The 25732-nt window shown below is 68.7% G+C and carries 23 protein-coding genes and 1 pseudogene; 13 read left to right on the top strand and 11 right to left on the bottom strand.

Annotated features, from left to right (window positions below; genetic code table 11):
- Positions 1–8: 8 nt before the first annotated feature.
- The gene (locus tag AB0E02_RS00580; protein WP_362135526.1) at positions 9–953 is read right to left on the bottom strand and encodes a beta-ketoacyl-ACP synthase III; all 945 of its coding nucleotides are present in this window, start codon (positions 951–953) and stop codon (positions 9–11) included.
- 103 nt (positions 954–1056) lie between these two features.
- Between AB0E02_RS00580 and AB0E02_RS00585 the strand changes: the two genes are divergently transcribed.
- From AB0E02_RS00585 to AB0E02_RS00595, 3 genes are all read left to right on the top strand, one after another.
- The gene (locus AB0E02_RS00585) at positions 1057–1665 is read left to right on the top strand and encodes a TetR/AcrR family transcriptional regulator (RefSeq protein ID WP_362134404.1); all 609 of its coding nucleotides are present in this window, start codon (positions 1057–1059) and stop codon (positions 1663–1665) included.
- Positions 1666–1886: 221 nt separating this feature from the next.
- Positions 1887–2558 (top strand): hypothetical protein, encoded by a 672-nt coding sequence (locus AB0E02_RS00590; RefSeq protein WP_362134406.1) that lies wholly within the window; start codon positions 1887–1889, stop codon positions 2556–2558.
- A 3-nt stretch (positions 2559–2561) separates the two neighbouring features.
- Positions 2562–3860, top strand: a complete 1299-nt coding sequence (locus AB0E02_RS00595) for a HAMP domain-containing sensor histidine kinase (protein ID WP_362134408.1) — start codon at positions 2562–2564, stop codon at positions 3858–3860.
- Positions 3861–3982: 122 nt separating this feature from the next.
- Here the strand turns inward: AB0E02_RS00595 and AB0E02_RS00600 are convergent, their stop codons facing one another.
- Positions 3983–5179 carry a hypothetical protein gene (locus tag AB0E02_RS00600; RefSeq protein WP_362134410.1) on the bottom strand — a complete coding sequence of 399 codons (1197 nt, stop codon included), beginning with the start codon at positions 5177–5179 and terminating at the stop codon, positions 3983–3985.
- Between the two features lie 386 nt (positions 5180–5565).
- Between AB0E02_RS00600 and AB0E02_RS00605 the strand changes: the two genes are divergently transcribed.
- Positions 5566–6768 carry an acetylhydrolase gene (locus AB0E02_RS00605; RefSeq protein ID WP_362134412.1) on the top strand — a complete coding sequence of 401 codons (1203 nt, stop codon included), beginning with the start codon at positions 5566–5568 and terminating at the stop codon, positions 6766–6768.
- Positions 6769–7142: 374 nt separating this feature from the next.
- Here AB0E02_RS00605 and AB0E02_RS00610 read toward each other — a convergent pair whose 3' ends face one another.
- Positions 7143–8042 (bottom strand): hypothetical protein, encoded by a 900-nt coding sequence (locus tag AB0E02_RS00610; RefSeq protein ID WP_362134414.1) that lies wholly within the window; start codon positions 8040–8042, stop codon positions 7143–7145.
- Between the two features lie 260 nt (positions 8043–8302).
- Positions 8303–9001: a MerR family transcriptional regulator gene (locus tag AB0E02_RS00615; protein WP_362134416.1), complete on the bottom strand. Its 699-nt coding sequence runs from the start codon at positions 8999–9001 to the stop codon at positions 8303–8305.
- A gap of 87 nt (positions 9002–9088) precedes the next feature.
- On the opposite strand from AB0E02_RS00615, the gene AB0E02_RS00620 reads away from it, so the two are divergent.
- Entirely contained in the window at positions 9089–9550 is a 462-nt protein-coding gene (locus AB0E02_RS00620) for a DUF6194 family protein (RefSeq protein WP_362134418.1), read from the top strand.
- A gap of 262 nt (positions 9551–9812) precedes the next feature.
- Positions 9813–11201 carry a PA14 domain-containing protein gene (locus tag AB0E02_RS00625; RefSeq protein ID WP_362134420.1) on the top strand — a complete coding sequence of 463 codons (1389 nt, stop codon included), beginning with the start codon at positions 9813–9815 and terminating at the stop codon, positions 11199–11201.
- Between the two features lie 509 nt (positions 11202–11710).
- On the opposite strand, the gene AB0E02_RS00630 is transcribed toward AB0E02_RS00625, so the two are convergent.
- Complete coding sequence (locus tag AB0E02_RS00630; RefSeq protein ID WP_362135528.1) at positions 11711–12484, bottom strand: alpha/beta fold hydrolase; 774 nt, start codon at positions 12482–12484, stop codon at positions 11711–11713.
- Positions 12485–13683: 1199 nt separating this feature from the next.
- Here AB0E02_RS00630 and katG point away from each other — a divergent pair.
- The 3 genes from katG to AB0E02_RS00645 all read left to right on the top strand — a co-directional run bounded on the left by katG (position 13684) and on the right by AB0E02_RS00645 (position 17339).
- Positions 13684–15873 carry a catalase/peroxidase HPI gene (gene katG, locus AB0E02_RS00635; RefSeq protein WP_362134422.1) on the top strand — a complete coding sequence of 730 codons (2190 nt, stop codon included), beginning with the start codon at positions 13684–13686 and terminating at the stop codon, positions 15871–15873.
- Between the two features lie 148 nt (positions 15874–16021).
- Positions 16022–16654, top strand: a complete 633-nt coding sequence (locus AB0E02_RS00640) for a glyoxalase (protein WP_362134424.1) — start codon at positions 16022–16024, stop codon at positions 16652–16654.
- A 283-nt stretch (positions 16655–16937) separates the two neighbouring features.
- On the top strand, positions 16938–17339 hold the full coding sequence (locus tag AB0E02_RS00645; protein ID WP_362134426.1) for a PPOX class F420-dependent oxidoreductase: 402 nt from the start codon (positions 16938–16940) through the stop codon (positions 17337–17339).
- A gap of 84 nt (positions 17340–17423) precedes the next feature.
- On the opposite strand, the gene AB0E02_RS00650 is transcribed toward AB0E02_RS00645, so the two are convergent.
- Positions 17424–17858 (bottom strand): ester cyclase, encoded by a 435-nt coding sequence (locus tag AB0E02_RS00650; RefSeq protein ID WP_362134428.1) that lies wholly within the window; start codon positions 17856–17858, stop codon positions 17424–17426.
- Positions 17859–18121: 263 nt separating this feature from the next.
- On the opposite strand from AB0E02_RS00650, the pseudogene AB0E02_RS00655 reads away from it, so the two are divergent.
- Together AB0E02_RS00655 and AB0E02_RS00660 are read left to right on the top strand one after the other, a co-directional pair.
- Positions 18122–18337 (top strand): annotated as a pseudogene (locus AB0E02_RS00655) (2,3-dihydroxybenzoyl adenylate synthase); the annotation flags it as partial.
- Positions 18338–18412: 75 nt separating this feature from the next.
- A complete protein-coding gene (locus AB0E02_RS00660) occupies positions 18413–18988 on the top strand; it encodes an antibiotic biosynthesis monooxygenase (protein WP_362134430.1) in 576 nt (191 codons plus the stop codon).
- Positions 18989–19201: 213 nt separating this feature from the next.
- Here AB0E02_RS00660 and AB0E02_RS00665 read toward each other — a convergent pair whose 3' ends face one another.
- The 5 genes from AB0E02_RS00665 to AB0E02_RS00685 all read right to left on the bottom strand — a co-directional run bounded on the left by AB0E02_RS00665 (position 19202) and on the right by AB0E02_RS00685 (position 23912).
- On the bottom strand, positions 19202–20020 hold the full coding sequence (locus tag AB0E02_RS00665; protein WP_362134432.1) for a tyrosinase family protein: 819 nt from the start codon (positions 20018–20020) through the stop codon (positions 19202–19204).
- Between the two features lie 40 nt (positions 20021–20060).
- Positions 20061–20558, bottom strand: a complete 498-nt coding sequence (locus AB0E02_RS00670; protein ID WP_362134434.1) for a tyrosinase family oxidase copper chaperone — start codon at positions 20556–20558, stop codon at positions 20061–20063.
- 758 nt (positions 20559–21316) lie between these two features.
- On the bottom strand, positions 21317–22471 hold the full coding sequence (locus AB0E02_RS00675; RefSeq protein ID WP_362134436.1) for an extracellular solute-binding protein: 1155 nt from the start codon (positions 22469–22471) through the stop codon (positions 21317–21319).
- A 495-nt stretch (positions 22472–22966) separates the two neighbouring features.
- On the bottom strand, positions 22967–23350 hold the full coding sequence (locus AB0E02_RS00680) for a hypothetical protein (protein ID WP_362134439.1): 384 nt from the start codon (positions 23348–23350) through the stop codon (positions 22967–22969).
- Positions 23351–23405: 55 nt separating this feature from the next.
- Positions 23406–23912: a MarR family transcriptional regulator gene (locus AB0E02_RS00685; RefSeq protein ID WP_362134441.1), complete on the bottom strand. Its 507-nt coding sequence runs from the start codon at positions 23910–23912 to the stop codon at positions 23406–23408.
- Positions 23913–24175: 263 nt separating this feature from the next.
- Between AB0E02_RS00685 and AB0E02_RS00690 the strand changes: the two genes are divergently transcribed.
- Positions 24176–24748 carry a hypothetical protein gene (locus tag AB0E02_RS00690; protein ID WP_362134443.1) on the top strand — a complete coding sequence of 191 codons (573 nt, stop codon included), beginning with the start codon at positions 24176–24178 and terminating at the stop codon, positions 24746–24748.
- 325 nt (positions 24749–25073) lie between these two features.
- The gene (locus AB0E02_RS00695; protein ID WP_362134445.1) at positions 25074–25502 is read left to right on the top strand and encodes a DUF5959 family protein; all 429 of its coding nucleotides are present in this window, start codon (positions 25074–25076) and stop codon (positions 25500–25502) included.
- Positions 25503–25732 lie beyond the last annotated feature (230 nt).

Consider the following 25732-nt stretch of genomic DNA (forward strand, 5'->3'; position numbering starts at 1 on the left):
GCCCGGCTTCAGGGGCACGTGACGACCTGCCCGGCCCAGGACAGACCGCCGCCGAAGGCCAGCAGCAGGACCGGGGCGCCGGGGGAGAGCTCGCCGCGTTCGGTGAGCTTGGACAGGGCGAGCGGGACGGACGCGGCGGAGGTGTTACCGGACTCGACGACGTCGTGGGCGACCACCGTGCTCGCGGAGAGGTCGAGTTGGCGTACGACGGCGTCGATGATGCGCAGATTGGCCTGGTGGGTGACGACACCCGCCAGATCGGTCAGGGCCAGGCCGGCATGTGCGCAGGCCTCTCGGGCGATGGCGGGGAGTTCGCCGGTGGCCCAGCGGAAGACCGTCTGGCCTTCCTGGGCGAAGTGGGGGTGCCAGTCGTCGACGAGGCGGACCGCATCCCCTCGGCCGGGGTCGGAGCCCCAGACGACCGGGCCGATGCCGGCGGCGTCGGCGGCGCTGAGCACGGCGGCGCCCGCCCCGTCGCCGAGCAGGACACAGCTGCGGCGGTCGGTCCAGTCGGTGACGTCGGACATCTTCTCGGCGCCGATGACCAGGGCATGCCGGGCGGCGCCCGCGCGGATCGTGTGGTCGGCGCAGGCGAGCGCGGTGCAGAAGCCCGCGCAACCGTTGTTGAGGTCGAAGGCCACCGGGGAAGGCAGGCCCAGACGTGCCGCGACCTGGGCGGCGATGGAGGGGCAGCGGTCGATCGCGGTGCACGTCGCCACCGTGATCAGGCCGATGTCGGAGGGCTCCAGTCCGGACGCGGCCAGCGCCTTGCCGGCGGCCGTCGCGGCCAGGTCGGTGACTGATTCGTCCGAGGCGGCGATCCGGCGGGTGGCGATGCCGGTACGGCGCCGGATCCACTCGTCGCTGGTGTCGACCAGGGCGGACAGGTCGTCGTTGGTCAGGACTCGCAGCGGCTGGTAGTGGCCCATGGCGGTGATGCGGCTTCCCGGCACGGTGGAACGCACAGGTGATCTCCTCGGCTCGGCGACGGGACTCCGGAATATAGCAACCGATCGGTCGGAAGCTAAAGGTTGGGCGGCTCGGTACACTGACGCCATGAGCCCTCGCAACTCCCGTATCGAAGCCCGCAGGACTCGGGAGCGCATCGTGGAGCGCGGCATTGCGCTCGCCTCGGTCGAGGGCCTCGAAGGGCTCACCATCGGGCGTCTTGCCGCCGACCTCAAGATGAGCAAGGCCGGCGTGCTCGGGCACTTCGGCACCAAGGAGGCGCTCCAGCTCGCGACCCTGCAAGGGGCCGCGGCGGCCTTCTCACGGTTGGTCTGGGAGCCCGTGGCGCACGAGAAGCCGGGCCTGCCCCGCCTGAGGGCCGTCCGCGACACCTGGATCGCCTATCTGGAGACCGGGCGCGACATCTTTCCCGGTGGTTGTTTCTTCACCACTGCCTCCACCGAGTTCGATGCCCGTGGCGGTCCCGTCCGCGACGCCGTGGCCCGCCTGTTGCGGATCTGGCGCCACCGCCTCGCCGCCGAAGTACGCACGGCCGTCGCGGCGGGCGACCTGCCCACGGACACCGACCCGGATCAGGTCGTGTACGAGTTGGTGGCTCTCTACCTGGCCCTGAACCAGGAAATCCAGCTCTTCGCCGATCCCACGGCTGCCGCCCGCACCCGCCGGGCCGTGAACCGGCTCCTCGACCAGCCGTAGAGAACCGGCAGGATGGAAGGTTGAGGGGTACGGCGTGACGGGACACGACCTGTCGCGCGACTGATGGGTTACGGTTTTCGGACTTGTCGGATCGTCGCAGAGCCACGCGGAGAGAACGTTTGACTCCTCACCACTCAGCCACTGCGCCTTCCGGCCCTTCTCGGACCAGCACCGCCTCCCCTGTGCGCGGCCTGCGCCGGCCCCTTCCCGTGGTGCGGACGGTGGCACTGGCGAGCGTGGCGGCGGCCGGTGTGCTGCTGCTGGGTGGCTGTATGCAGGCCAGTGCGCCCAAGAGCGCCGGGCATGCCGCTCCCGTCACCGGTCCGGCAGAACTCTGGCCCGGCAGCAAGCCCGCCCCCGCGGCTTCGCCGGCCACCGGAGGGCAGGAGAAACCGCAGCCGCTGACCGCGGTGCCGCGGGTGCCGTCCGGGGACATCCGGAAGGTGTCCGCCGGCTCCGTACTCCTGGCCCAGATCGACGCGGACAAGCGCCGCGACCAGCCGGTCTTCGACGAGGGAGAGGAACGCACCATCCGCTCCTGCGCCGGCAGGCCGGGTTCGGGCTCCTGCCCCGTACGGGCCCCCGAGTACCACGACCTCACCGGCGACGGGAAGGACGAGCTGATCGTCGGGGTGCGCAGCGGAAGCAACCTCCTGATCATCTACGCCTACACGCTCAAGCACGGGGTGGTGACCTCGATCCTCGGTTCCACCAGTTCCCCGCAGTCGGTGGAGGTCGCCGACCACAAGCTGGTCATCCACGAGCCCGGCGACGCGCCCGGATACGAGAGCCGCACCGTCTACGCGTGGGATGCGCGGCACCAGGTCATGACGATCCAGGACGTCGGCTACGGCCGGCGGGCCCCGTCCTCTCCCCCTTCTTCGGGCAGGTGAATGGTGCGCACTCGCCGACCGCATCCGCCGCGGTGGCTGCATGCCTGGACGGCGACGCTCTACTGGAAGGCCGCCGTCTTCATCACCGTCATGTGCTGCCTGCTCGCCTCGGTGCTCGGCATCCTGGTGCACGTCCTGGTCGACCGGCAGACCCAGGACCGTGCACGCCACACGGCACTGGCCGAACTGGACCGCAGTAAAGCCGTGTACGTCGCCGGGGACCCGCTGGACCGCAACGTTTCGGTGAGCCCGCCCGACCTCCCCGCGCCGCTGCGCGAGATGACCGTGCGGCGGCACGAGCGTGGTACCCAGCTCGCCACGCACCAGGGCCGCCCCGTGATGTGGGCCGCCACCCCCGTCGCCGGGGGGAAGGTGCTCGCGCTACGGCTCGACTACAGCGAACAGGCAGCCTCCCTCCGCGGCCTGGACGGGGCCATCATCGGCTCCTCCGCCGCCGCGATCGCCCTCACTCTGGCAGCGGGGCTGATCTCCGTCTCCCGCATCACCCGCAGACTGCACCACACCGCCCGCGTCGCCCGACGCATCAGCACCGGCGATCTCGACGCCCGCGTGAACGACCCCCGCGCCCGGCGCCCCGACCGGGCCCAGGACGAGGCCGCCGCCGTGGCGACCGCGCTCGACGCGATGGCCGCCAGCCTCCAGACCCGACTGCACAGCGAACAGCGCTTCACCGCCGATGTCTCCCACGAGCTGCGCACCCCGCTCGCCGGCCTGCACTCCGCGGCCGAGCTGCTGCCGCCCGGCCGCCCGACCGAGATGGTGCGCGACCGCGTCCAGGCCCTGCGCAGGCTGACCGAGGACCTGCTGGAGATCTCCCGGCTCGACGCCCAGGTCGAGAGCGCCGACCTCGCCATCCACCAACTGGGCCCCCTGGCCGAACGGGCGGTACGGGCCACCGGAACGACGACTGAGGTCCGCGTCGTAGCGGACGACCAGGTCGAGACCGACCGGCGCAGGCTGGAACGCGTGTTGGGAAACCTCGTCGCCAACGCCCACAAACACGGCTGCCCGCCCGTCGTGGTCACCGTCGACGCCCCCGTCATCACCGTGCGGGACCACGGCGACGGCTACCCCGCCTACCTCCTCGACCAGGGCCCGCAGCGGTTTCGGAGCCAGTCGGGCGGGTCTGACGCCGGCAAGCGGACCGGTCACGGCCTGGGCCTGACCATCGCCGCCGGCCAGGCCCATGTGCTCGGTGCCACCCTCCGCTTCGCCAACGCCCCCGACGGCGGAGCCGTCGCCGAACTCCATCTGCCACCCACCCCGGAGCAGCGTCGATAGCCGACCTGCTCGTTCCACCTTCCATGCCACGGCCGGAACGAGGAAGCAGCTCATGTCGACGCACCACAACCGGCCCGACGCCCCAACCACTTCCCGACGCCCCAACCACTTGCGGACACGGCCTACCGCAGCACCACGGTGACGCCCATCCGCTCCAGGAACGGCACCACCGCTTCGAAGTAGCTCAGCTCGCCGTTCGTGTCCACGCTGACGCCCGCCAGAGCCTGCCGGGCCACGTCCGCGTCGTGCCAGACGAGTGTGAAGGGCACGCGGGGCGCCTCGCCGCCGCACTGGCAGCCGCGCAACGCGTTCCAACACTGGTGCCATTGGAATCCCGGGCCGCCGACCGCCTCACCGATTGCGCAGTGCAGGCCCGTGATGTCCGTGGCGTACCGCCCGTCCAACTCGCACACCACGCCGGGCTCTTCGGGACCCAGACACACCTCCGTGAACCGTAGCCATTCGCTGCGCCCCTCGGTCGGGAACCGCGCCCATGCGTTACGAGCGCGGGGCGGACCCTCGCGCCAGGCGTCCCAGACGGGCCGGGCCGCGGGCGGGGAGGGCATGCGGCGGAAGAGCCCGCCCTTGAGCGTCACGTCGATCAACGCACCGCCCAGCATGGAGGGGCGGCATTCGTCGACGTCCACGGTGATGTGCTCCTGGACCGGGGTCGGCCGGCCCGTCCGGTCCAGGAGCCAGAGCTGCAGGTGATCGCCCCCGCCGTGGCGGGGGTGGACCAGTCGGCGCAGCAGGTTCGGCGAGGGCTCACAGCCGAGGAGCCGTACCGGTTGGTGAGCGGGGTCCGGCCGGTCGCCGTACAGGCTGCCCACCCGCCGACAACGCCCGATCGGGCTGCCGCTGGTGCCGTTCAGGAGGACGATGTCCGTCCTCGCGGGCTCCTTGCGGTACGAGGGCGGTGCGTCGGTGACCACGCACTCGACGACGAGGTCGAGCAGCGTGGGGTCCTCCGCGCTGGGCCTGCTGTCGATGACGACGGCGTCGTCGAACCCGAAGTAGTCATCGGTGTACGGATCCTCGGCGTCCAGGTCGTTCACGATGAGGTGCAACTCGCCGAAGGGAACAGGTGCGTGCGCCGCGCACCGCTCGGCGGCCTTGAGGAGCCGGCCGGTGGGCGCGCAGCCGAGGAGGGTCAGTTGCTCCCGGAACGCCGCCCGGTCCATGAACAGCCCATCGGCGTCGACGCACCGCGCCCACACCGTCTGCTCCCCGTCCCACTCCTCGCTGACGAGCGCGAAACGCAGAGGCAGCTCCCGGCCCCAGCCGATCTCGCGCAGCGAGCCGTCGTCGTCTTCGTCCATCGCGCCTTGCCCCCTTCAGCCTCCGAGGGCCAGGCCGATCATAGGTCCGGCCCTCAGAGGCCGGAGGGGTCGGTCCGGACATCAAGGGCCCAAGCAACTGAACACGTCCCCTTCGAGGGCGGTGGGCGGTGGGCGGTGAGCGGTGGGCGACGGGGCGGCGCGGGCCAGGCACCGCTCCCACCGCGTCGACCTGCGGATGTCAACCCGTGGGCTGATGGCGGTGAGGGATTGCAACCCGTGGGTTGATGCGGCTCGGTTGGGGCGGGTGACAACGTTCCTTTCATGCGCACGGATCTTCGGCATCGCGCACCGATGCGCGACCGCGAGCACGGCTGACTGTCGGTCAGTTGCGCTCGGATCCGTCGGAACACACCCAGGGAGGGGCCGTGACCACCACACCGTTCACCAGTCCAGACACCTTGACGCGCCGTCGCCTGCTAGGAGCCGCGCTGGCCGTGGGTGCGGCCGTGCCGCTCGGCCTCGCCGGGACGGCTCGGGCAGCCTCGGGCGCACCGGCCCCGCTGCAGCTCACCCTGCCCTCGCCGACCGGGCCGTATCCGGTGGGCACGGTGGCACTGCACCTCGTCGACGCCGCCCGTCCAGACACCGTGGCGGGCCCGGGGCGTCATCGGGAGCTGATGGCGAGCGTCTGGTATCCCGCCCGGGACGTCGGGCGGCACCCCCTGGCGCCGTGGATGTCCCCCGCCAACCTGCGGGCGCTGCTCACATCCGCCGACTTCCCCGCCGACGCCGTACAGGTGCCGCTCACCGCCGGCCACCAGAGTGCCCCGGTGCGGCGGAGCGACCGCGAGCTGCTGCCCGTCGTCGTGTACTCGCACGGGGCGCACAGCCACCGCGCCGACCACACCCTCATGGTGCAGGAACTCGCCAGCCACGGCTACGTGGTGGTGACGGTGGACCACACCTACGACGCCTTCACCGAGTTCCCGGACGGGCGGGTCCTCGGCCCGGACCCGGATCGCGCGATGGGGCCGGCGGACTTCGCCGCCGACATCCGGTTCGTCCTCGACTGCGTCGAGGAGCTCGCCGCCGGACGCAACCCCGACGCCGACGGCCGGTCGCTGCCGGAGGGCCTGACCAGCGCGATCGACCCGCGGCGCATCGGCATGTTCGGCTGGTCGAAGGGAGGGACGGCGACCGCCCGCGTCATGCTCGACGACAGGCGCGTTCGGGCCGGGCTGAGCCTCGACGGCCCCATGCTGCCCACTGTCACCGGCGACCTCGACCGGCCGTTCATGATGATGACCGCCCGGTTCACCCGAGCCCAGGAGCCCAGTGTCGCCGAGTTCTGGACGCACCTGCGCGGTTGGCGGCTCAACATACAGGCGGAGGGCGCCGTCCACTCGTCCTACGGCGACAACCAGGTGCTGTTCCCACAGCTGGCGAAGGTGGTGAAGATGACTGACGAGCAGCTGCGCGCCTTGATCGGCACCCTCGCCCCGGCCAGGGCGGTACGCATCCAGCAGGCGTACCCGCTCGCGTTCTTCGACCTCCACCTGCGGCACCGACGCGGGCATCTGCTCAACGGCCCGTCCCGAGCCTTCCCGGAGGTGACCTTCCTGCCATGAGGCGACGGGCGCGGCGCCCCCTCGTGGGTGTCGCGGTCCGGGGACGCTGCGGCGGTCCGGTGACCGTGTCGTCCGGCGGTTCGGTGATCATGCCGTGCGGCGGCTCGGTGACCGTGTCGTGCGGTGGCTCGGTGACCGTGTCGTGCGGCGGTCCGGTGATCGAGTCGCACGCCCGGTCAAGTGATCGTGTCGCGTCGCACGACCAGTCATGGGCCGCAGAACGACGTCCCGCGGGCCGGAGCGCGACACAAGTGGAGGCGATCCACCGTGTCATCGCCGCTCCGGCGGGCTGACGGGCTGACTGGGCGGGTCCGGCCCCGAGGCAGCGGCCCCGGCGCGGTGGCTTCACCAACCTCTCCGAACGGCACACCTAGCTAGTGGGGTATCGGGGTGTCCGAGAATGCGGCGACGCTGCTGGTGATCATGGCTGTGTGGTACATCATGAAGCCGATGCAGGCGTGCGCGTGCGCGCCGGCGTCGGAGTTGGGGAAGCTCGGTACCTGCGAGAAGCTGTTCGCCGGCATGAACCGGTAGCCCGCGGGCGGGTTTTGCCGGAACCGCTGGGTGTAGCAGCTGGACACGGCGCCGGGTGAGGGCGTCAGTTCCGCGGGTTCGGTGAGGATGAAGGGGCTGTCGAAGTCGATGACTTCGCGTATGAGTCCCGAGGGTTTCATCGCGGCGATGAACTTCCGCATCGCCAGGATGCCGGAGCTGAAGGAGGTGACGCCGACGTCCGTGAGATTCGACGGCGGGAGGAACGGCACGAACGCGGCCTGGGTGGCCGCCGTGATGTTGCTGAGGGTCGCGACCGGGTCGATGGAGAACATGTTCTGCTGAGGGTCGATGCCGAGCGCGGCCATGGTGGTGAACGGGACCAGCAGCGGAATCCGCCGGACGGACGCCAACTGGCTGCCCTGAAGCGCGATGTACCGCTGCAGACTGCCGGACCAGCCGCCGGTGAAGGTGGGGTAGTCGGCCTCCGTGGCGTGGATGAGCGGTGGCTGCGGCGGGGGCCGGAGCTGGACCACTGTCGGGTGGAAGAAGACCTGTATCCGGGAGAAGTCGGTGGTGCCGAACGGTACCGCGACACCCACCCAGAACACCTGACTGTCCTTGGTGACCTTGAACAGGAATTCGTGGATCGTCGAGGTCAGCTGTATCTCTTCCAGGAAGTCACCCTGCATCACGGGTTTGATCACCGGATTGGTCACGACGTGCGGAAGTGTCAGGGCGGGAGGATTGGTTTGCGTCACCGTGATGTTCATGGTCGTCATCTCACCTACTCGGTGACCTGGATCCGGAAGTACTTCCGTCCGGAGGCCTCCTGACCCTGCGGACGGCAGCGAGGAAGGCAGTGCACAAGGCAGTGCACACAGACAAGGCAGTGCACACAGACAAGACAAGACAAGACAAGAGCAAGACAAGGCAGGACAGGGACATGCGAACCGTCCCGAACCGCCCCTCACAACTTCAGGAGACACCCGTCGCTCGCCGCCCGCAACTGGGGCTGCCACGACGGTAAGCAGTTGTCAAATCAACCTGCGGCCAGGGCGAGCACCGCACTGAGTGCGGCGGCTCCGTCCAGGAGGGCTTTGGAGCGCGCCGCGATGCCGGCGTCCCTGGCAGCCAGCGCGGCGGCGACCTCCTCCGACCGGCGGGCGCACCGCATCTCCGGCATGAGGGTCCGAAGAGGTCCGATGCGGTATCCGGCCTTACGTAGTTGGTGAACGATCCGCGCATCCCGCACCTGGCTCGGTGTGTATCTCCGCGTGCCCCGTACCGGGTCGCGGTCGGGGATGACGAGATCCTCCCTGTGCCAGTGCCGCAACGTCGAAGGACGTACGTCCAAGGCGGCGGCGAGTTCGGAGATGCTCATCGCGTCCGAGGTGCGTACATCTTCGATCGGCTCGCCGGAGATTGCCTGGGCTGCCTGTTTGGCCTGGCTCAGTTGCCTGCGCTCCGCGTCGAGCCGGGCGTGCGCTGCGTCGAGCAGGGCAAGCGCCACCTGCCAGGTGGGCGACGGGTGGACGGCCCGCACGATCTCCTTGGCCTCGGTCGGACCCGCTCCTGCTGCCAGTGCCCGGTAGGCCAGGGCGGACTGCAGATGTATCTCCGTATAGATCCGGTAGCCGGCTGCCGTGCGCGTCACCGATGGAAGCACACCGGCGTGCTCAAGATTGCGCACCTGTTGCACGGAGCACCCGGCACGCCGCGCGACGTCGACGGTACGCATGCCCCCCGATTTGAGACCTGACATCGTGAAGTCCCTCCATCGCAGCCTCAAAGTCTCCACAAGCAGTTCAATGCAACGCTAGAGCACATGACCATGGACGAGATCATCAGCTTCGTGGACGGCCTCGACGGCGTCCTGACCCTCAGGCCCGCACCCGGCGACGGCTCACCGGAAATCGGCTGGGGCGACACGTTCTTCTCCTACGCACCTGATGGCGTCACCCCGACGGCGACCCAACCGTTCGCGACGATCGTGACCAAGAACTATCCCGGCGACGAGGCATCACGCCTGGACCGCCCGGACACCTTCCGCGTGAACATCTCTGCCGGGAAAGACGAGTTCATCCGGTGGACCGGCCACGCGCCACGCGAACCAGCCCCCACCGAGGTCGACCCCAGCACCGCCGACGCCGTGATCGCGCACCCCGTCTACGGCACCGTCGGCTGGCTGGCAGTGGTGAACCCAGGCCCGCGTACCGAGGCGGCGACCCGTGAGTTGCTGCATACGGCCCATCACCTCGCGCGCTCACGCCATGAGCGGCGCACGTAGAGCTGCCAATGGGAACGGGGGAGAGGAACGAGGGAAAGAGCTGGGGAGGGAGAGCAGCCGGGGAGGGAGCCGGGGGAGGGAGGGGACAAGACCCGGTTGACCAGCAGAGTCGCGATCGGTGCCGGGCCCCTTCGTCTCATCGGGCGCGCTGTGCAACCTTCTTCCCACCTCACGGGTCTCCACGCCGTACGTCTTACCCCGCACAGCGTGAAAGGCCCCCGTGCACCAGAAGAGACTCGTGGCCGCCCGGACAGGTGGTGCCATGTGCGCCGTCATCCTCGGCAGCCTGCTGGCCGCCGCCCCACAGGCAGCAGCCGCCGACGTCACCTGCTCGACCAACGTCTACAAGCGGACGTTCTACAACAACACCTCGTTCTCCGGCTCCCCGGTGAAGACCGACTGCGACGGCACGATCAGCCAGAACTGGTCCGGCAGCCCGGTCTCCGGCGTGCCGTCGAACAACTTCGGCGTCCGCTGGTCGGTGACCCGCGACTTCGGCTCCGGCGGCCCTTTCATGTTCACCGTCTCCGCCACGGATGGCGTCCGCGTCTACCTGGACGGCGTCCGCCAGATCGACCTGTGGTACGCCACCGGTGACACCGCCCGCTCCACGTACCTCGGCTTCGCCGTCCCGTCCGGCAAGCACACCGTCCGTGTGGACTACGTGAACTGGTCGGGCGCCGCGAAGGTCGCGTTCACGTACACGCCCCGGACGTCGGCCACGTACGACGAGACGAAGCCGCTCGCCCCCACCGGTGTGAAGACTGCCTACAACACCACGACCCGCAAGACGACCGTCTCCTGGTCCGCCAACAAGGAGATGGACCTGGCGAGTTACTCCCTCTACCGGCGGCCCGTCGGCTCCAGCACCTGGACGAAGGTCACCACGACCACCGCCCGCAGCTACACCGACCCCCTCGTGAACCCCGACGACCGCACGCCCTACTACTACGAGGTGCGCGCCACCGACAAGGCGGGCAACACCTCGTCAGGCAGCACGGACACCATCGTCCGTCCCCTGCCCGTCGTCCCCTCCCTGACCGGCACCTACGACAAGGCGACCGGCAAGGTCACCCTGAAGTGGCCGCTGAACACCGAGCCGCATTTCGACCACTACACGGTTCTGAGCAACGACTTGGTGGACGGCTACTACGTCTGGGTGCCGCTCGGCACCACCAAGGGCAACACCTGGACCACCGGCCCCATCACCGCCGACGGCGAGGCCCGCCACTACCGCGTCCTCGTCACCAACGACGGCGGCACGACCACCTACAACCCCAACCGGCTCGACGCCACCGCCACCAATGAGCTCTGGCTCAACATCCCCGACGGCATCGCCCCCTACTACGCCCCCGAGCTGACCCTGGGCTCCTGCCCGAGCGGCATCCAGGCGACCGCCACCGACGACACGCCGGCCCCGATCCGCGACTTCACCGGCTTCGAGATCGAGCGCCGTGCGGCGGGGACGGACACCTGGTCGGTCGTCCTGCACCAGGGCTACGACCCGCGCCGCGACTCGGCCACGGCCACCGTCTGCGACCCGCTGCCCGCCGACGGGCGCACCTATGCCTACCGGGCCCGTACGTACGACGCGTCCGGGAACTACTCGCCGTACAGCGCGATACGTGCCATGACCGTGCCGGTCGGCTGACAGACACGGGGCATGTGGGTTCGCCCCGTCGGCTAGGCCGGCGGGGCCAAGTGCTCCGGAGGGGCGGGTACCGGTACGGGTGCGGGCGGGCCTTGGGAAGCCGCGGCTCCGGTGCCGTTTGCTCCTGGCTCAGGCGGGGGTCAGAGTGAGAAGGGGACCACCGGTAGTTGCCGTACGGCAGTCGACTCGACGAGCCACCTGGACCGCACGCTGATCGGAAAGGACCGACGGGAAGGGCATTCGGAAAGGACATTCGGAAAGGACCTGTGATGACTGTTCCGCAGCCGCCCGGGCCGCCAGGGCCCCTTCATCCGGAGCCGGCCCCGCCCACCCCTGGTCCTCCGCCCAGTCCGCCGGAGCCGGGGCCAGGGCCCGTCCCGCCCGGACCCGAACCTGTTCCTCCGCCGCCTCACCCTCCGGAGCCCGAGCCGGAGCCTCGTCCAGGCCCCGATTGACTGGCGAGGGCTCCGGGCGGCCCGCCGGCCCGGAGCCCTATACGCGCAAACCGGTCAGACGCAGCGGGGCACGAAGGCGGGGTCCGCGGGGCCGCTGCGGCCGAGCGCGTTGAGCACCCACTGGGCGACGACCGGATCGTTGGGGCTTTGGTCGTGCTCGAAGGCGTCCAGGGGACAGCGGTCCTGGAGCGTGACGTTGGTGACCTGCTTCGCCGGCCCGCTGAGGAAGGCGCTGGTGTACGGGGTCACGACCTCGTCGTGCTTGGTGGTGATCACCGTGTAGTCGGGGCCCGCCACCGTGTCGCCCTTCGCGTTGAGGTTGGTCAGGAACGGCGAGCCGGCCATCTGGTCGGTGCAGGCGTCGCAGCCGGCAAACCCGGTCGGGATGGTCAGCGGGTTGGTCGTGCCGTGGTTCGAGGGCACGATTCCCACCAGTTCGTCGACCTTGGTGGCGCCGCCGAGGAAGTCGAGGTAGTAGCGGGGCATCATCCCGCCCTGGCTGTGACCGACCAGATCGACCTTCTTGGCGCCGGTCGCGCCGAGTACCGAGTCGACGAACGTGTCGAGTTCCCGGGCCGAATCGGCGATGTGGGCGGTGGCCTGGTTGCCGTAGTCGAGTGCGAAGACGCAGTACCCGGCGTCCTTGATCTGCGGCGACAGGACCGACCAGTTCTTGGCCATGTTCTCGAAGGTGCCGTGGACCAGTACGACGGGATAAGGGTGCGCGGCGGACGGCTTGCACGTCCAGTCGTTCGCGCCGGGCGGCGAGACGCCGTCGGCCTGGGCGGGGCCGGCGGTGAAACCGAAGAAGGCGCAAGTGGCCACCATCAGGGCCACGGGGAGGGTCCTCAGACGCATGCCGTTCCTTTCGCGGACCGCGCAGGCGAGACCCGCGTGGCCACCGGGTGCCGACTGCGCACGGGAGCCTGAATGCGGCGGCTCGGCCCCTTCGGCGCGGACGGCAACTGTGTCCCCTGTTCGGCAATGTCGAACAGTAAGCGGGATTCTGGATTCCGCTTACTGACGCGTCAACCCTTTGGACGCCCATTGAGGCGCTGAACACACAGGCCGCCCGCGCGACGCCGGGTCCGCCCGGGTTTCGCCCTGCTCTCCCCTGCCCGCCCGGCTTCGCCCCTGTCTCCCCTGTCCGCCCGGCGCTGCTCGTTGGCGCACCCTGCCCTCGCCACCGTCGTGCTGTCGGGCCCCCTCGGCATCCGGTGCGCACCGGTCCGACCGGCTTGGGCTCGGCGGAACACCTCAGGTTCTGTCTCCGTGAGCCAGGAAGCGGCTGTGAAGAGGCGCAGCGTCCGTGCGCGTGCGAGTCTGAATGGGCCGGATGCCGGCATCCTCCCGGAAGGAGCATGTCATGAGTGCCCAGTCGGGCCGGGCGAGACCAGGCGTGACGGATCAAGGCCAACGCACGGAACGCGCCGTGGACCGGATCGCTGACGACGCCAGGCGGGGCGATCGCCTGGGGTCGGGGGCAAAGCGGGAAGCGCAGCGGGCGCGGTCAGGCGTCGAGGGGGCGCGGACCAGGCAAGGCAAGCGACCCGACGGCGAAGGCTAGCCTTCGGCCTCTCCCTCCCCGCCCGCACGGAGTTCCCTGCAGAGGAAGGCAGGGGACGGATTGCCATGTGCACGTCCGTCCGTTCAGTCAGCGGCCGGGGGCCGACCGGCGGGACAGCGGATCGTCCACTCCCGGACTGTCCACTCCCAGACTGTCCACTCCAGCCGTAACAGCCGTAACGACCTAAGGCGCTGGATCCGGCAGGAACCGCTGATCAGGGCCGCCGATCAGGGCCTGCCGGTCAGGCACCAACGATCTGGCACCAACGATCTGGCACCAATGATCAGGAACGCCCCGCGGTGACTGCCACGAGCGCGGGCCGCAGTGCCCGACACAGGCAAGGCAATCCGGCGTCGCAGACAAGCCCCAAGGCTCGCAGACAAGCAAGCAATCAACAGCACCCAACAGCTCGCAGACAAGCAACCAACAGAAGGAACCCGACACAGGAAGAAGGACGGACGTGTCCGGCAGCGAAAGTGAGAACCCAGTAATCCCCTCCCCGGCCCCCACGCCGACCCGGCCCAGGACGAACCGGGACTGGTGGCCGAATCAGCTGGACCTTCAGGTTCTCCACCAGCACTCGCCCCAGGCCAACCCGATGGGCGAGGACTTCAACTACGCGGAAGAGTTCGCGACCCTCGACCTCGACGCGCTGAAGCAGGACGTCTTCGAGGTGATGACGACGTCACAGGACTGGTGGCCTGCCGACTACGGTCACTACGGGCCGCTCTTCATCCGGATGAGCTGGCATGCCGCGGGAACGTACCGCATCGCCGACGGCCGGGGCGGTGGCGGCGCCGGCGCTCAGCGCTTCGCCCCACTCAACAGTTGGCCCGACAACGCGAGCCTCGACAAGGCACGCCGTTTGCTCTGGCCGGTCAAGCAGAAGTACGGCCGGAAAATCTCCTGGGCGGACCTCCTGGTCTTCGCCGGTAACTGCGCCATGGAATCGATGGGGTTCAAGACGTTCGGATTCGGCTTCGGGCGCGAGGACATCTGGGAACCCGAGGAGATCTTCTGGGGGCCCGAGGACACCTGGCTCGGAGACGAGCGCTACAGCGGGGACAGGGAACTCGCCGGTCCCTTCGGTGCCGTGCAGATGGGACTGATCTACGTCAATCCGGAGGGGCCCAACGGCAACCCGGATCCGATGACTGCCGCCAGGGACATCCGCGAGACATTCGGGCGTATGGCGATGAATGACGAGGAGACGGTTGCGCTCATCGTCGGCGGCCACACGTTCGGCAAATGCCATGGCGCGGTCGATCCCTCGTACATCGGGCCGGAACCCGAGGCCTGTCCCCTTGAGCAGCAAGGCCTCGGCTGGCGTAACACCTACGGAAGCGGCACCGGCTCCGACGCGCTGACCAGCGGACTTGAGGGCGCATGGACCACGGAGCCGACGAAGTGGGACCACGGATACCTGGACAACCTGTTCAAGTACGACTGGGAGCTGACGAGGAGCCCCGCCGGCGCGCATCAGTGGACTCCCACGGATCCGTCGGCCAAGGACGCCGTGCCTGATGCGCATGATCCGTCGAAGCGGCACGCTCCCATGATGCTGACGACGGACCTCGCGCTGAAGCTGGATCCGGTCTACGGGCCGATCACGAAGAGCTACCACGAGAACCCGGACAAGCTCGCGGTCGCCTTCGCCAAGGCGTGGTACAAGCTGCTGCACCGCGACATGGGGCCCGTCTCGCGCTACCTCGGCCCGTGGATTCCCGAGCCGCAGCTGTGGCAGGACCCCGTGCCTGAGGTCGATCACGAACTGATCGCGGACGCGGACATCGCCGACCTCAAGGCCAGGATCCTCACCTCAGGACTGTCCATCTCCCAGCTGGTCACCACTGCCTGGGCGTCGGCGGCAAGCTTCCGCGGCACCGACAAGCGTGGTGGGGCCAACGGGGCACGGATCCGACTGGCGCCGCAAAAGGACTGGGAGGTCAACAACCTGCCCGAGGTGGCCGAGGTGCTGCGGACCCTTGAGCAGATCCAGCAGGACTTCAACGGCTCTCAGACCGGCGGAGTGAAGGTCTCGCTGGCCGACTTGATCATCCTGGGCGGGTGCGCGGCCGTCGAGCAGGCCGCGAAGAACGCGGGGCACGACATCACCGTCCCGTTCGCACCGGGACGTACGGACGCCTCGCAGGAGCAGACCGACGTCGAGTCGTTCGCCGTGCTCGAACCCAGGGCGGACGGCTTCCGCAACTACCTGCGGGCGGGGGAGAAGTTGTCGCCGGAGACCCTCCTCCTGGACCGCGCCAACCTGTTGACCCTGACCGCTCCCGAGATGACGGTTCTGGTCGGCGGCATGCGGGCGCTGAACACCAGCTTCAAGCGATCCCCGCACGGTGTCTTCACCCACCGGCCGGAGGCCCTGACCACCGATTTCTTCGTCAACCTGCTCGGCATGGGAACGGAGTGGAAGGCATCGAACTCCGCTGAGAACGTATTCGAGGGTCGGGATCGCGCCACGGGCGAGGTCAAGTGGACGGCCACCGCCGTCGACCTCATCTTCGGTTCGCACTCCCAGCTCCGCGCCGTCTCGGAGGTCTACGCGTCCCAGGACGCGGGGGAGAAGTTCGTGCGCGACTTCGTGGCTGCCTGGGACAAGGTGATGAACCTCGACCGGTTCGACCTCGCCTGAGCCCGATGTCCCGGTCGGCCACTCATCTGCCGGCCGGCCGGGACATCCTCGGACCCCAGGGGCTGATCCATCGCCGTAGCTGTGCTGACCGCAGACCGGTCAGGAATCAAGAAGCGCCGGTCATCGGGCCGCACCTAGCGTAAGAGCCATGGCAACCATCGAATCCCTCACCCTTGAGGTGGCCGACCCTACGGCCGCCCACCACTTCTACACCGCCGCCTTCGGGCTGGACACGCAGATTCGTCTGCGGGCATCGCAGGCCCCCAGCACCGGCTTCCGCGGCTTCACCATGGCGCTCACTGTGTCCCAGCCGGCCAACGTCGACATCCTCGTCAACGCTGCCCTTGACGCCGGCGCCACGTCGCTGAAGCCGGCCGCGAAGTCGCTCTGGGGCTACGGCGGTGTCGTACAGGCCCCGGACGGGACGATCTGGAAGATCGCGACCTCCGCCAAGAAGGACACCGGCCCGGCCACCCGGGACATCGACGAGATCGTGCTCCTGCTGGGGGTCGAGGACGTCAAGGCGAGCAAGCAGTTCTACGTCGGCCAAGGTCTGGCCGTGGCGAAGAGCTTCGGCGGCAAGTACGTCGAATTCGCCGCCGAGGGGTCCAGTCCCCTCAAGCTGGCCCTGTACAAGCGCCGCGCCCTGGCCAAGGACGTAGGCGTTCCCGCCGACGGCAGTGGATCGCACCGGATCGTTCTCGCGGGCACCGCCGGACCTTTCACCGACCCGGACGGCTTCGCCTGGGAGGCCACGTCGCTCGCACCCGCGTCGTCCTGACGCCCGGCCCCGGCCGAACGCCTCGAAGGAGCTGAGGCGGTGGGCAATCCAGGCACGCGGAGTCCGGGGGCGGGGAAGGGCCGCGTTCCCGCCGCGGCTACCGTGACCCAGAACCCCACCGAACCGATCAACCGAACCGATCCACGAACATCCACCGAACCGATCCACTGAACCGGTCAACCGAACCGATCCACTGAACCGGTCAACCGAACCGATCCACGGAACCGGTCAACCGAACCGATCCACGGAACCGATCAACCGAACCGATCCCTGGAGAGCCCCCGTGCCCGTGTCCCTCGGCGAGGACGTGGTGGCGCTGCTGCGCCGCCCCAGCACCTGCTACCTCGCCACGACGATGCCTGACGGCTCGCCCCAGCTCACCCAGACCTGGGTCGACACCGACGGCGAGCACGTCCTGATCAACAGTGTCGAGACGCATCAAAAGACGCGGAACATCGCGCGGGACCCGCGGGTGGCCGTCGCGGTCGCCGACCCCTCGGACCCTTCCGCCTACGTCCAGATCCGCGGTCGGGTGCTCCGGGTGACCACCGAGGGAGCGGTCGACCACATCGAGGCGCTCGCGCAGAAGTACCTCGGTGGCCCCTACCCCTGGTTCGGCGGCCGCGACCAGGTCCGGGTGATCTATGTGATCCAACCCGAACGCATCAGCAGCCCCCGCGGCTAGGCCGCTTGTCCGGAACATCCGAACAACAACGGATAACGACAACGGATGCCGCTGATCGCGAGACGCCCGTTGCGCCGGGCATACTCAGGACGGGAGCGCGCCGAGCTGGCGCAGTTGCGCGAGGACGTCGACGATGCCCCGGATCTCGACGATCCGCCCGCCGGCGAAGCGGAGGATGAAGATCTCGCCGTAGCTGACGGTCTTTCCGGTGGGCGGCAGGCCCTGGTACTCGCCCCGGTGGGTCCCGGTCACCGTGTTCCTGGAGACGACCTTGTCGCCCTCTGCGATGGTCTCCTCGACGGTGACGTGGAGGTCGGGGAATGCGCGCAGCAGCACCTCCCACACCCGCTTCAGGGCCTCCGCTCCCGTCGCGCCCATCGGCACCGGCGCGTGGAAGACCAGGTCCGGTGCGACGAACTCGTCGATGGCCTTCGAGATGACTTCCAGGTCTCCGCTGTTCACGGCGGAGTGGAAGCGGTTGAGCGTCGCTGTGTTGCTTGTTGCCCCGGCTGCCGACATGCGTTCTCTCCTCTGGTCTGTGCCTTCGCCGTGTCGCCCCACTGCTCGACGGCGTCTGAGCAGTAGGACGGCACGGCCACCGGAAATGTGACGCGACGCGCGGACGAGGTCCGGGAGTCACGCCATGGCATTCTGGGCGGACTTCCTGGCCAACCCCCTGCTGGAGATGCTGCGCTGCCGCGCCTGACGGGCGACCGGACATCCCGGTCGCCCGTCTTGGGGAATGCGCCCGAACGCTGCTCACCATGTAGGGCCGCCCGCTCTCGCCCGACGATGAGATCCGCATCGTCGACGTCGATGGCAAGGACGCGCCGGAAGGGGCGGTCGGCGAACTCCTCGCCCGCGGTCCGTATACCCTGCGCGGTTACTACCGGGCGCCCGACCACAACGCGCGCTCCTTCACCATCGACAGCTACTTCCGCTCCGGCAACCCCGCGCGGCGCACCTCCGACGGCAACTGGGCGCTGGCGGGCCCCTAGTGGCGGGCTGTGCCTTGAGCCTTGGGCCTTGGGGGTTGGGGCTTGACCTCAACCGCAGTTGATGAATGAGAGTCCATGTCCATGACTCGATTCCTGGATCTTGTGTGCCCCGCTGCTGGAACAGCGTTGTGGAGTGAGTGGCTTACTGGAACTGCCGAGCGTTCGCGTGCGGCCGCTGACGCTCTGATTGATGAATGGGCGGCAGCCGCGACACCGTCCGGTCGCCTGGCACAGCACGTTTACCTCTCCATGGATGGGGCCGGTCTCCTCTTCCATGCACAGTGGACCAGCGACGAAGCGCACCTGGCATGGGCTCGTGCCCGCCGCGCCGATGTCGTCAGTCGTGTGGACACGCTCGTGCCGGGTATCGAACGCCCCGGACTGACCAGAACTCGCCTGCATCACAGCGTCGTTCACGACGCGGAACGACCAGCCGGCGTCTTCGTGGTCAGCACGATGGCGGCGGGCGATGTGGAGGCGACGGGCGTGCCGGCGCCGGGTTTGCTCGCGGCGCACGCCCACCTTGCAACAGATGGCGAGCGTGCGATCGTCGTCGCAGAATGGACCGACGCCTTGTCTCATGAAGCCGCCGCCGGTGACGTCAGCTTCAAGCGGTACACGTTGTACCACTCGTTCGTCGACGACGTCTGATTCTCGATGCCGAGCGCGTTCACCGGGCCTGATGGAGGTCAGGAGTTGAGGGGAACGGCGCGGGGGGCCTCTTCTGGCCGCACCGCTCCGCCCGGGCGGCCGTTGGGGAGGCCGCACGGGCGGAGCGTGGTGCGGGCGTGCCTGGGGAGGGTGGGGCCGGCGGTCAGGTTCCGAGGAATCCGTCAGGTACCTGTTGCGCGTGTCAGGGACCTGTCATGCATACGTGTAGAACTTGGTGTGGTCCAGGAGGTCCGCCGGTGTCACGTCGTTCCACGGCTTCATCGTGTCGTGCAGGTCGACGACGTCGGGGGTGTCGCCGGTCGGGAGATAGCCCGAGGTGGGGTGCAGCTTCTGCCAGTCGGCCCAGAGCTTGTCGATGAAGCAGTGGTGCAGCCAGAAGACCGGGTCGTTGGGGGAGGCGCCGGTGGTCATCTGGCCGCCGACCCAGACGTGCACCCGGTTGTGCAGGTTGGGACCGCGCCAGCCCTCGATGTTGTTGCGGAAGCCGTCGGACGCGCTGTTCCACGGGGGCGCGTCGTAGACGTCCATGGCGAGCACCCGGTCGACCTCGGCCCGGGTCGGCAGATCGCGCACGGCGGTGCCGAGGGAGCGGCGCAGGAACGTCCGGCCGTCCACCCTGAGGTTCATCGGCCACCTGCCGCCGCTGAAGGCGAACGGGCCCGAGGTCACCCGGCCGTCGCCGCTGCGCCCGTCACCTCCGAGGAAGTCATCGGCCCACAGGGAACTGCGCGGGCTGCGGTCGACGGTCCAGTCCCAGTAGGGCAGGGTGACCGATGGGGTGATGCTCTGCAGCGCCTGCTCGAACTGCAGCAGGAACCTGCGGTGCCAGGGGAGGAAGGACGGCGACCGGTGGCCGGTCCGCTCCCCGTCGTCGGTGTCGCCGATGATGAACGCGTTGTGGGTGCTGATGAATTCGTCGTAACGGCCGGCGCGCTTGAGCTCCAGCACCGCGTCGACGAAGTTCCGCTTCTCGGTGGCGGTGAGGTTCGCCTGGTTCTTCCTGACTGCCATGTCGAGGACTCCTCGGTGGGGGGACGGGCAGGGTCGGGCCTCAGCCGGTGATGACGGGGACCAGGTCGGCGCCCTGGAGCCCCCGGACGGCGGCGCGCGCCAGGGCGTGCGGGGTGCTGAACTTCTCGTAGTGGTTCACCAGGCTGATCCAGGTGCCGTCGGCGTTCCGCATCACATGGAGGTCGTCGTTGTCGATGCGGACGACGAAGTCCATGCCGTCGTGCGGGCCGGCGAGCCGCTGTGCTCGCTTTCCGCGGCCTCCTCGGCCGCCGGGCGAATCACCCGAATCCGCCGGCCAGCCCGCTATGTGGCGGCCCTGGTACATCTCGTCGAACGGCTCGGGCTCGGGCATGTCGTGACCGCTGCCGGAGTGCCCGCCTGCCGCCGGGTGTCCGTGGCCGTCGGCGGATCGTGTGGCGGCGCGCTCGGCGGATCGTGCGACGGTGCCGTTGGCGTGGGCGACCGGTGCGGCCAGCACCACTCCCGCGAGTGATGCGGCGCTGCCGTGCAGCACCTGGCGTCGGGTGGGACGCGACATCTTCCACTCCTCTGGTGGGGCCTCGGCTCCCCTCCGGGGCGCGGCCGCCGCGGAGGGCAGGAGCCGGCGCGCCGACGATCGGCGCGCGCCGCCCCATGCTGACAGGGACGAACGGAGCATCAAGTCGGCCCGCATGTTCGGGCCAGGATGGAACAACTCCCGTACCCAAGTGCAGAGTTCAACGGCGTTGATCGTCCTTGTGCGGCGGTCGGGACGCTCCCCGGAAGCGGATATTCCGCGGTTTTCGCCGCCATTCACCGCAGATCCTTTTCTCCGCACCGCACATCGTGGTGCCGCGCACGACCCGAACTCGGCGCAAACGGAGGGGGTTTGGGTGTCGGGGGGTTTGGGCGCCCGAGGGCTTGCGGACGGTGCGCCTCCCGGGCCTCGGTGCCGGCGGACCGGCATCAACGCAGCTGCGAGGGGGCGCCAGGTACACGAGCGGGCGGACGGTCACCCGAAGGAGAGATCAGAACAACAGCGAATTTCCAGCTGCCGCAGTCCACCGCCGGCGACCAGGCAGGAAGCGCCGCCCCTGAACCGGGAATCGAGAGCCATGCGGGAAGCAGGAAGCAGGAAGCGGAAGGCGGAAGGCCGAAAGTCGAAAGCGGAAAGCCGACAGCCGACAGGCCAGGCACCAGCTCCTGTTCGTTGGCGATGGGCGCCCGGATCGTCGAGGAAGGTGGGCCGACCGGTCGCGCGGTGCCGCCGCCGGGAGGAAGCGGCGGGCACCACGTCGGTCCGGATGCGGGTCGGGATCAGCCGGAAGCGGCCGTGCCCCAGCTCTGGGTGATGACGACCTTGGCGTCGCTCTGCTGGGTCTCGGTCGGGAAGCTCGGCGTGCCGGAGACCTTCGGCAGCTTCGCCGCCGCGGCCCTGTCGAGCGTGCCGGCCTTCTTCATGGCGGTCATCAGAGCCGGACGGGCGAAACCCTTGAGTCTGAGGTTCTGGCCCTCGTTGCTGTAGAGGTACTCCAGCCACAGGCGCGCGGCCGCGGGGTGCGGCGCATCCTTGTTGATGGCCTGCGAGTAGTACTGGGAGAACTTGCCGTCCGAGGGGACCACGACCGTCCAGTCGAGGCCCTTGGACTTGAACTCGTCGGTGTACCCCGCGTTGAGGTAGTCCCAGTCGATGCTGATCGGCGTCTTGCCCTTTTCGATGGTGGCCGGGGTGGACTCGACGGGCGTGTAGTTGGCGCTCTTCTTCAGCTTGGCGAAGAAGTCTATGCCGGGTTGGATGTCGTCGAAGGAGCCACCGTTGGCAAGGGCTGCCGCGTACACGGCACCGAAGGCCGAACCGGACTTGGTGGGGTTTCCGTTGAGTGCGATCTGCCCCTTGTACTGCGGTTTGAGCAGATCCTTGAAGCTGGTCGGGCAGGTCTGCACACGCCTGGCGTCGCAGCCGAAGGAGATGTAGCCGCCGTAGTCGTTTGCCCAGCGGCCGATCGAGTCCCTCTGGACATCGGGGATGTCGGCGAAACCGGCGACCATGTACGGCGCGAGCAGCCCCTCCTGGGCGGCGCTCTGCGCGAAGGAGCTGCCGAGGTCGAGGACGTCGGGTGCGTTGTCCTTGCCCTTGCGCGAGGTGACTGCGCTGATTTCGTCCTGGCTGGCGCCGGTCGGGTTCTCGACCTCGACCTTGATGCCGTACTTCTTCTTGAAGCCGTCGATCAGGGCGCCGTAGTTGGCCCAGTTACGGGGCAGCGCGATCGCATGCAGCGTGCCCTCCTTCTTGGCTTCCTTGGCCAGGGCGTCGATGCCGCCGAGGGCCTCGGCCGTGGTCGCGGTGGCCGCGGTGCTCTTTCCGCCGGTGCTCGACTCGTCGGGGGCTGCGCTGCAGGCGCTTAGGGCGGGTGCGGCGGCGAGGGCGAGGATGCCGGTCAGGACGGCAGTCCTCGGCGGGAACACGGTCACGGTCTCTCCAGGGGTACGCACAGAGCATTGAGGGGATTCATGCGGGGCCACACAGGGGATGCACGTGGGGGGTGAGCACCTGTCCGACGACTTGCCTGAACAAGTTGGGCCTCAGTAGGCCCAACTATGGTGTCCGTCAGGTAAACATTGGTAAAACTAATGACTCCGATTCCCTCACAATCGCAGCTCGGAGGGGTCACCATGGCAACTCCCACGGGCTGACCGGGCTCCACAATTTGCGCACAATTGCGCGCGAGAGGGATTGCGGCGACCCGCCCCGAGAAGATCACCGGAGAGCCTCTCCGTCGAGCGCCCACCTCAGTTCTCCGACTCCGAATCGCCTCTGGGGCGACCTCGTTGCACTCTCTCGCCGACGGGGCGACGCTGGCCGCGCATCCGCTGCTCGATGCAATCAGCCAGGCAGGGTGGACGGTGTCCGAGCGAACCGATACGGGCGTGCATTCGCCGCCGCCGCGGTCGCGCAGTGCGCGTGACCTAGTCAGAAGGCGGGGCAATTGCGGCCATAACGGCCTGCCAGGGGGCGGAGTCGAAGAGGAGCCTGATCGCGGTGATCCGGCCCTCGTGGAGGCGGAAGTGTTCGGCCGTGTGCTGGGTGCCGACGGGTGAGGCGGTGTGCACGTCGTAGATCAAGGTCGCCTCGTCGTCGCCGTACAACTCGCTGATGAGGTCGACGCCGGTGACGATTCCCAGGAGTGCGTCGATGCCGTCGAGGTGGCCGGTCGGGCTGTCGGAGGCGACGAACGGGCTGCGGAAGGTGAAGCCGTCGCCGATGTGAGCGGCGGCGGCCGCGACGTCGCCGCGGAACCGGGCGTCGTGATAGGCCCTGACCGTACGGCGGGTCGGTGAATCGGTGGTCATGGCGTCCTCGGGACTCGTTGGTAGGGGAAGGAGAGGGGGAAAGGGGCCGACCGGTTCAAGAGGAAGCGGACTGGTCTGGGTCAGGGGGACTCGTACGCAGGTAGCGCTCGATCCGCTGCTGGTTCTCGACCAGGCGCAGGCACAGATGCCGGAATTGGTCCAGTTCGGCCGGGGTGAAGCCCTGGAAGACCGCCGACATGGCGCGTTGCGTCGGTTGGCGGAAGGACTCCAGCCAGTCGCGTCCGGACGGTGTGATCCGCACTCGGACCGACCGGCGGTCGTGCCGGTCCTGGACCCGCTTGACGAGATGGTCGCGCTCCAGGGTGTCCACCAGGCCGGTGATGTTCCGGGAACTCACCCCTCCGGCGCGCGCCAGTTCGCCGATGCTCAGCCCCTCGTCGGTGGTAGCGCCCAGTCGTACCAGGACGTCGAGTGCACCGGCGCTGAGCCCGCGGCCGGCCGCGCCCTGCGAACGCAGCCGGTCGACAGCCTGTGAGGCCGAGCGGACGGCTGCGGCCGCTTCCAACGCCAGGGTGTCGCCGTGGCACGCGAACGTGCCCATGGATGCCCGGACTCCGGGGTCGTAGAGGAGGCCGGCATCGTCCCTGGCCAAGCCCTCACGGGAATTATGTACGTGCTTCATAATGAAGCAGCACTTTACTTTCGCCGGGTCGTTTCGCCAAGGGGGGACGGAGGTTTTCCTACGCCGCGACCAGTTCCGGGGGCACCGCTGCTGGCTGCCCCGGACCGTAGGTGCCTTTTGCCTGCCCGACGGTAGGTGCCTCTGTAGGCTGGCCGCATCGGGGGGAGCCCATGCGCTTTGTGATGACCGACGACTATGCCGCGATCGTCATGTCCGTCGACGCTGGGCTACTGGTGGTGGGGGCCGTGCAGTCCCACGGCACCATCAATACGGTCAGAGAACGCATCAGAGCGGTGAATCAGCGATACGCGGCAGCCGTGAGAGTGCTCGCCGACCGGCTTCGTGCAGATGAAGAGCCGACGAACGCCGAACTGTGCCGGGCCCATGATTTGTCCCGAAAGGCAACCGGAGACCTGCGGCGACGGTTCGAGAGGCCGGCAACCGTGGGCTTGATGTGGGCCATCATGTCGTTCTGGCTGGTGGTTTCCGTGATTGCGACCCTCTGGTGGTCGGCAATGGAAGGACATGGCCAAGCACCGTGGCTGGCCGAGGGCACGTTGGCGGCGACGGCCCTCGCCACCCTCGTCCTGCTGGCAGAGACCATCCTCCGGTTCTGTTGGGCGGGCGAAGCGGCGACGGACGACTTGGAGCAGGAACAACTGCAACGCCACGTGGCTGCAGTCGACCTGGACGCCGAGTTGTACCACCGTGTGAGGCAGCGCCTCGATGAGTTCGCCCGGGACGGCTGCCGCTGAGGCCGCGGTGGACGCTCAGTTGTTCTGCTGCTGGGGCAGGCGATACGTCCCGCCCCACCGGCTGTTCAGCCGCAGTGGCCGGCCTCGGTCACGTACTGGTCGGCGATCTGGCCACGCCGGGTCATTGACTCTTCCCGGTTCACTCAACGTTGCTTGCTGCACCCGATGAGGAAGGCCCCTGAGCCGAGGGAGGAGTTGTGGCAGGACCTGTCACCATCGTGTCACCGTGGCCGCCGTGCCTTGGGCGGTAAAGCGGATGGATTGGTTCGATCGGGGAGTCTGGCGCTGATGCTGATCCCTGGTACTCGCGGATGAAGGGATAGCGATGAGCGAGATCGCTCCGAGGGAGCTCATCTGCCTCGCCGATGATGAGGGGAACAGCGTCACCGTCAATCTCCTGGGGCGCGATACCCGGTGGAGCGCCGGGCTCGACGCCGAGATCGTGGTCAGGACGCCTTTTGTGTCCGGCCGTATCGATCTGGTGCTCTCCGCCTCGAAGCTTGAAGACTGGTCCCACGCGCTGAACAGACTCGGTGCCGGAGAGGACGGCACCTGGATGGAGATGAGCAGGGGGCCGTCCGTCTTCATCCAGCTCATCGGCGAGCGTGACTGTCCAGAAGTGGTCGTCGAGGACGAGTCGGGCTCCATGGTCACCGTGCGGGTGCCAGTCGTCCCGCCGGACGACTGGATCGCCGACCACCGGCAGCGTCTGCGCAGGGTGCTGGACCACTGGGCGCCCATGCTGTCAGCGTAGGGAGACAAGCAGCTTGGAACCCCAGGCGGCGGAACCAGTGCAGATCCGCGAACCGGCCCTCTACCAAGCCGAGTTGGGGGTCGAGGTCCACGTAGAGGTCGCGTTTAGCCGCCCGGCAGGGGATGCCTGGCCGGGGTGCCTGGTGGTCAGGGCTACCGCAGGAATTCCGGCCATGCGGCCAACAGCCGCCAGGCACCGGCACGATGGAGATCGATTGCCGGAGGGGCCCA

Origin of the sequence: Streptomyces sp. NPDC048196, assembly GCF_040652715.1 — a bacterium.
Taxonomy (GTDB): domain Bacteria; phylum Actinomycetota; class Actinomycetes; order Streptomycetales; family Streptomycetaceae; genus Streptomyces; species Streptomyces siderophoricus.

Coding starts and splice junctions, on each gene's coding strand:
- AB0E02_RS00585 (WP_362134404.1), top strand. CDS start 1,057: ATGAGCCCTCGCAACTCCCGTATCGAAGCCCGCAGGACTCGGGAGCGC.
- AB0E02_RS00600 (WP_362134410.1), bottom strand. CDS start 5,179: ATGGACGAAGACGACGACGGCTCGCTGCGCGAGATCGGCTGGGGCCGG.
- AB0E02_RS00610 (WP_362134414.1), bottom strand. CDS start 8,042: ATGACGACCATGAACATCACGGTGACGCAAACCAATCCTCCCGCCCTG.
- AB0E02_RS00615 (WP_362134416.1), bottom strand. CDS start 9,001: ATGCGTACCGTCGACGTCGCGCGGCGTGCCGGGTGCTCCGTGCAACAG.
- AB0E02_RS00620 (WP_362134418.1), top strand. CDS start 9,089: ATGACCATGGACGAGATCATCAGCTTCGTGGACGGCCTCGACGGCGTC.
- AB0E02_RS00625 (WP_362134420.1), top strand. CDS start 9,813: ATGTGCGCCGTCATCCTCGGCAGCCTGCTGGCCGCCGCCCCACAGGCA.
- AB0E02_RS00630 (WP_362135528.1), bottom strand. CDS start 12,484: ATGGTGGCCACTTGCGCCTTCTTCGGTTTCACCGCCGGCCCCGCCCAG.
- AB0E02_RS00640 (WP_362134424.1), top strand. CDS start 16,022: ATGGCAACCATCGAATCCCTCACCCTTGAGGTGGCCGACCCTACGGCC.
- AB0E02_RS00650 (WP_362134428.1), bottom strand. CDS start 17,858: ATGTCGGCAGCCGGGGCAACAAGCAACACAGCGACGCTCAACCGCTTC.
- AB0E02_RS00660 (WP_362134430.1), top strand. CDS start 18,413: ATGTCCATGACTCGATTCCTGGATCTTGTGTGCCCCGCTGCTGGAACA.
- AB0E02_RS00665 (WP_362134432.1), bottom strand. CDS start 20,020: ATGGCAGTCAGGAAGAACCAGGCGAACCTCACCGCCACCGAGAAGCGG.
- AB0E02_RS00670 (WP_362134434.1), bottom strand. CDS start 20,558: ATGTCGCGTCCCACCCGACGCCAGGTGCTGCACGGCAGCGCCGCATCA.
- AB0E02_RS00680 (WP_362134439.1), bottom strand. CDS start 23,350: ATGACCACCGATTCACCGACCCGCCGTACGGTCAGGGCCTATCACGAC.
- AB0E02_RS00685 (WP_362134441.1), bottom strand. CDS start 23,912: ATGGGCACGTTCGCGTGCCACGGCGACACCCTGGCGTTGGAAGCGGCC.
- AB0E02_RS00690 (WP_362134443.1), top strand. CDS start 24,176: ATGACCGACGACTATGCCGCGATCGTCATGTCCGTCGACGCTGGGCTA.
- AB0E02_RS00695 (WP_362134445.1), top strand. CDS start 25,074: ATGAGCGAGATCGCTCCGAGGGAGCTCATCTGCCTCGCCGATGATGAG.